This window comes from Micromonospora sp. S4605 (assembly GCF_003176715.1).
GTDB classification, from domain to species: Bacteria; Actinomycetota; Actinomycetes; order Mycobacteriales; family Micromonosporaceae; genus Micromonospora; species Micromonospora echinaurantiaca.
Window position 1 is genome coordinate 1 of the sequence record NZ_QGSW01000423.1, and the last position, 5,644, is coordinate 5,644.

The window sequence follows — 5,644 nt, forward strand, 5'->3', positions numbered from 1 at the left end:
TGTGTATAAGAGACAGCGCCTCCGGCGCCACCCTCCTGGAGTTCGAGGTCGTCCAGCAGGTCCCCTGACCCACCCCGCCACCCCCGTTGATCATGAGGTTGACGGCGATGTCGATCTGCTCGGACGCCGCCAACCTCATGGTCAACCCTGGTCGTTCCGAGGGCTGGCGAGGGAGGCGAAGGCGATCACGTTGTCGGTGTAGCCGGTGCGGCCGCCGACGAACTCGCCGCCGCAGGTGATCAGGCGCAGGCCGGGCGGCCCGTCGTCGCGGTAGACCCGGTCGGCGGGCAGCCGGTCCTTCGGGAACCGCTCGACCGAGTCGACCCGGAACGCCACCACCGAGCCGTCCGCGCGGGTCACCTCGATGGTGTCGCCCGGACGCAGCTGGCCCAGGTCGTGGAAGACCGACGGGCCGTCCTTGGTGTCCACGTGCCCGACGATGACCGCCCAGCCCGGCTCACCGGGGGTCGGCCCTCGGTCGTACCAACCGGTCTCGTGGTGCCGGCTCAGCGGCGGTACGGCGATCGACCCGTCCCGGGCCTGGCCGACCGGTTCCACCGGCGCGGCGACCTTGATCGCCGGCACCGAGAGGCGCACCGGCCGGCTGGCCTTCAGCGCGCCGGGCTCGCCGCCGGCCGGCCGGTCACCACCGGCGGCGACCCATTCCAGCGGCCCCACCGAGCGGCCCAGGCCCGCCCCGGTGGCGAAGACGCCGACCAGCACCAGCACCACGGCCAGCGGGATCGACCACGGGCTACGGCCACCGGGCCGGCGGCGACCCGGCTGCGCGCTGCGGGCGGTGGTCGTCATGGCGGCGGCCTCACCGTCGGGCGGCGCCGCGGACGGTACGGGGCCGGCGCAGCGCCAGCACCCAGACGACCAGCCCGACCACGGTGAGCGCCAGCCCGCCCGGAATCAGCAGCCCACCGGTCATCCCGCCGGCGCCGCCGCCGAACCCGGTGGCCGGGCCGCGGCTGGGCTGCACCGCCTTGACCACCTGGAGCATGGTCGAGGCGGTCTCCCCGTCCGGGCACTCCAGCTTGACCCGGTAGTTGCCCGGCCGGGTGCGCTCCCGGACCATCGGCGCCGCGGTCAGCAACCCCCGCTGCGGCTGCACCTGCACCCGGCCGAAGGCGTCCGAGACGACGATCGCCGGGACCGAGTTGTCCTTGCAGCTGGCCTTGATGCCGACCAGGAAACCGGGCTCGACGGTGCTCGGACTCACCTCGACGAAGACGGTCGGGCCGGGGATGGGCTGGGGAGCGGCCACCGGCGCGGCCTGGGCCGGGGCGGCGGCCAGCAGCGCGCCGGCGAGCAGGGCCGCGGCCGAGAGCGCCAGACCACCGCGGGTCACTGACACGACGCCCCCTCCCGGCGCGCTGGAGCAGTGCCGGACAGCCGAGGCGCCCGGGCCTGCCGTACGGGATGGATCCTCTCATCCCTGGTCGTACATCACATCCGATCCGGCGCGGCCGTCGCGTACGCTCGGGTCGCTGTGACCACCACCGACTCCGAACCCGCCACCGTCGCGCCGCCCGCGGCCCGGTCGATCCGCACCTTCCACCCGCGCCGCGGCCGGCTGACCGACCGCCAGCGCGCGGCGCTGGAGCAGCTCTGGCCGGCGTACGGCCTGGTGGTCCCGGACGACGGCCGGACGGCCGTCGAACCGGCCGAGCTGTTCGGGCGCCGGGCCCCGCTGGTGCTCGAGATCGGGTCCGGCATGGGTGACGCCACCGCCGCGATAGCCGCTGCCGATCCGGATCGAGACTATCTGGCGGTCGAGGTGCACACGCCCGGAATCGCCAACCTGCTGGACCTGGTCCGGCGGCACGGACTGGGCAATGTGCGGGTCGCCCGGGGCGACGCGCTCGACCTGGTCCGGGCCCTGCCGGCCGGCTCGCTGGACGCGGTGCACGTCTTCTTCCCCGACCCGTGGCCGAAGGCCCGGCACCACAAGCGGCGGCTGATCCAGCCGGCGCACGTCGCGCTGCTGCGCTCCCGGCTGGCGCCCGGCGGCACGCTGCACTGCGCCACCGACTGGGCCGAGTACGCCGCGGCGATGCGCCAGACGCTGGACGCCGACCCCGGGTTGGTGAACGCCCACGACGGCTACGCGCCGCGCCCGGCGCACCGGCCGGTGACCAAGTTCGAGCGGCGCGCCCTGACCGCCGGGCGGGAGATCTTCGACCTGGTGCACCGCCGCCGCTGACCCGCAGCGCTCGGCCCGGCCCGGCCGGCGCTCCCCGGCCCTGCCGGGGTGGCCCGGCCCGGTCGGCACCGGTCGGCCTGAGCGGCCCGACCCGCCCGGCTGGTGCGGCTCTGCCCGGCCCGGTTGGCGCGCGGGGCCATGATCCAGGCACCATGGACGCGCTATGACGCTCACCGCCGCGCTGCCGACAAGCGCCGACCCCGACACCCTCTACGACGCGTTCGCCGGCTGGGCGAAGGAGCGCGGTCTCGACCTCTACCCCCACCAGGAGGAGGCGGTCATCGAGATCGTCTCCGGCGCCAACGTGATCATGAACACCCCGACCGGCTCCGGCAAGAGCCTGGTCGCCATCGCGGCGCACTTCGCGGCCCTGGCCGACGACCGGACCACCTTCTACACCGCGCCGATCAAGGCCCTGGTGTCGGAGAAGTTCTTCGCCCTCTGCGAGGTGTTCGGCGCCGACAACGTCGGCATGCTCACCGGCGACGCCAGCGTCAACGCCGACGCCCCGATCATCTGCTGCACCGCCGAGATCCTGGCCAACCTCGCCCTGCGCGAGGGCGACCGGGCCGACGTCGGCCAGGTGATCATGGACGAGTTCCACTTCTACGCCGAGCCCGACCGGGGGTGGGCCTGGCAGGTGCCGCTGATCGAGCTGCCGCAGGCCCAGTTCATCCTGATGTCCGCGACGCTCGGCGACACCACCCGGTTCGTCGACGACCTGACCCGGCGCACCGGGCGGGCCACCGCCGTCGTCCGCTCGGCCGAGCGGCCGGTCCCGCTGCTCTTCTCGTACGCGATGACGCCGCTGCACGAGACCCTCGAGGAGCTGCTGGAGACCAAGCAGGCCCCGGTCTACGTCGTGCACTTCACCCAGGCCGCCGCGCTGGAGCGCGCCCAGGCGCTGATGAGCGTGAACGTCTGCACCCGGGCCGAGAAGGACATGATCGCGCAGGCGATCGGGAACTTCCGGTTCACCTCCGGCTTCGGCAAGACGCTGTCCCGGCTGGTCCGGCACGGCATCGGCGTACACCACGCGGGCATGCTGCCCAAGTACCGCCGCCTCGTGGAGACCCTCGCCCAGGCCGGCCTGCTCAAGGTCATCTGCGGCACCGACACCCTCGGGGTCGGCATCAACGTGCCGATCCGCACCGTGCTCTTCACCGGCCTGAGCAAGTACGACGGCACCCGCACCCGGCTGCTCAAGGCCCGCGAGTTCCACCAGATCGCCGGGCGGGCCGGCCGGGCCGGCTTCGACACCGTCGGCCGGGTGGTGGTGCAGGCCCCCGAGCACGTGATCGAGAACGAGAAGGCGCTCGCCAAGGCCGGCGACGACCCGAAGAAGCGGCGCAAGGTGGTGCGCAAGAAGCCGCCGGAGGGGTCGATCGGCTGGGGCCAACCCACCTTCGAGCGCCTGGTCGAGGCCGAACCCGAGCCGCTCACGTCCAGCTTCCAGGTCAGCCACTCGATGCTGCTCAACGTGATCGGCCGGCCCGGCGACGCGTTCGCCGCGATGCGGCACCTGCTCACCGACAACCACGAGGACCGCGCCGCCCAGCGGAGGCACATCCGGCGCGCCATCGCCATCTACCGGGCGCTGCGCGCCGGCGGGGTGGTCGAGGAACTGCCCGAGCCGGACGAGACCGGGCGGCGGGTCCGGCTCACCGTCGACCTCCAGCTCGACTTCGCGCTCAACCAGCCGCTGTCGCCGCTCGCGCTGGCCGCGATCGAACTGCTCGACCGGGAGTCCCCGGCGTACGCCCTGGACGTGCTCTCGGTGATCGAGTCGATCCTCGACGACCCGCGGCAGGTGCTCTCCGCGCAGCAGTTCAAGGCCCGCGGCGAGGCGGTCGCCGCGATGAAGGCCGAGGGCATCGAGTACGAGGCCCGGCTCGAACTGCTCGACGAGGTGACCTGGCCCAAGCCCCTCGCGGAGCTGCTGGAGTCGGCGTACGAGATGTACCGGCAGGGGCACCCGTGGGTGGCCGACCACCAGCTCTCCCCCAAGTCCGTCGTCCGCGACATGTACGAGCGGGCGATGACCTTCACCGAGTACGTGCAGTTCTACGGGCTGTCCCGCTCCGAGGGGCTGGTGCTGCGCTACCTCGCCGACGCGTACAAGACGCTGCGCCAGACCGTGCCCGAGGACGCCAAGACCGAGGAGCTGGTCGACCTCATCGAGTGGCTCGGCGAGCTGGTCCGCCAGGTCGACTCCAGCCTGATCGACGAGTGGGAGCGGCTGCGCAACCCGTCCGACGTCGAGGAGGTCGCCTCGTCCCTGGACGACCGGCCGCCGGCGGTCACCCGCAACGCCCGCGCGTTCCGGGTGCTGGTGCGCAACGCGCTGTTCCGCCGGGTGGAGCTGGCCGCCCTGCGCCGCTGGGACCTCCTCGGCGAGCTGGATGCCGCCGACGGCTGGGACGCGGACGCCTGGGCGGACGCGCTGGAGCCGTACTTCGACTCCTACGACGCGATCGGGACCGGGCCGGACGCCCGCGGGCCGGCGCTGCTCATGATCGAGCAGGGTCGGGAGCGCTGGACGGTCCGGCAGATCCTCGACGATCCCGAGGGCGACCACGACTGGGGCATCAGCGCCGAGGTCGACCTCGCCGCGTCGGACGAGGTGGGCGCGGCGGTCGTCCGGATCACGTCGGTGGGCCAACTCTGAAATTCTGCCGCCGAGGGCCGTCCGGGATGTCCCGGGCGGCCCTTTTCGTTCCCTGGGCGATGTCAGGCCCGTCGATTAGAATGTATGTACTAATCGACGCCCTGACCTGGGAGGACGACCGTGACCGCGCCCGCCTCCATGCCGCTCACCCCCTACGCCACGCTGCTCGGCTTCACCCGCTACGTCGACCGCACCGGCCCCACCAAGGCCACCTTCGTCGGCGGGCTGCGCAAGCAGCGGGCCAGCCGTTCCGGCTTCAACCCGCACGGCCAGTTCGTCAAGGCGCTCAAGGCCGACATCGCCTTCCACACCGGCGGCACCCACCTCGACCAGGTGGTCGACGTGGTCAAGCCGCGTTGGCGCCCGCTCTACCAGGCGCTGGTGCCGGGCGCGACCGCCTGGCTGCGCTCGCTGGGCGAGCCCACCTCGGTCGATCTGGCCCAGACCCGCGACGCGCTCGCCATGCTCGGCGACCTGCCCGTCAAGATCAACCCCCACTTCGGCGTACGCCACGCCGACGGCCGGGCCGAGGCCGTCCGGCTGCACTTCGACGAGACCCCGCCGAGCGAGGAGGCCGTGCTCGCCACCCTGCACCTGATGGCCCGGCACATGGACCACATCCTCCCGCACGCCGAGCCGGTCCTGGTCGACGTACGGCGCGGCCAGGCCCACCGGATGCCCGACGGGGTCAAGTTCGACCAGATCGAGCACTGGCTGGCCGGCGAAGCCGCCGCCTTCCGCGCCATCTGGTCCACCGCCGCCTGACC

At 73.1% G+C, this 5,644-nt stretch carries 5 protein-coding genes; 3 read left to right on the forward strand and 2 right to left on the reverse strand.

Going from position 1 to position 5,644, the window contains the following annotated elements; all coding sequences use genetic code 11:
- Positions 1-141: 141 nt before the first annotated feature.
- Positions 142-810: a class F sortase gene (locus DLJ47_RS32950; protein ID WP_109905953.1), complete on the reverse strand. Its 669-nt coding sequence runs from the start codon at positions 808-810 to the stop codon at positions 142-144.
- A 10-nt stretch (positions 811-820) separates the two neighbouring features.
- On the reverse strand, positions 821-1,360 hold the full coding sequence (locus DLJ47_RS32955; RefSeq protein WP_109905955.1) for a hypothetical protein: 540 nt from the start codon (positions 1,358-1,360) through the stop codon (positions 821-823).
- Positions 1,361-1,495: 135 nt separating this feature from the next.
- Here DLJ47_RS32955 and trmB point away from each other — a divergent pair, with 135 nt between their 5' ends.
- The 3 genes from trmB (at position 1,496) to DLJ47_RS32970 (ending at position 5,642) form a co-directional block, all read left to right on the forward strand.
- Complete coding sequence (gene trmB / locus DLJ47_RS32960; protein ID WP_109905957.1) at positions 1,496-2,209, forward strand: tRNA (guanosine(46)-N7)-methyltransferase TrmB; 714 nt, start codon at positions 1,496-1,498, stop codon at positions 2,207-2,209.
- Positions 2,210-2,372: 163 nt separating this feature from the next.
- Positions 2,373-4,877, forward strand: a complete 2,505-nt coding sequence (locus DLJ47_RS32965) for a DEAD/DEAH box helicase (protein ID WP_109905959.1) — start codon at positions 2,373-2,375, stop codon at positions 4,875-4,877.
- Between the two features lie 120 nt (positions 4,878-4,997).
- Positions 4,998-5,642 (forward strand): hypothetical protein, encoded by a 645-nt coding sequence (locus DLJ47_RS32970; RefSeq protein WP_109905961.1) that lies wholly within the window; start codon positions 4,998-5,000, stop codon positions 5,640-5,642.
- The last annotated feature ends 2 nt before the right edge of the window (positions 5,643-5,644 follow it).

Coding starts and splice junctions, on each gene's coding strand:
- DLJ47_RS32965 (WP_109905959.1), top strand. CDS start 2,373: ATGACGCTCACCGCCGCGCTGCCGACAAGCGCCGACCCCGACACCCTC.
- DLJ47_RS32950 (WP_109905953.1), bottom strand. CDS start 810: ATGACGACCACCGCCCGCAGCGCGCAGCCGGGTCGCCGCCGGCCCGGT.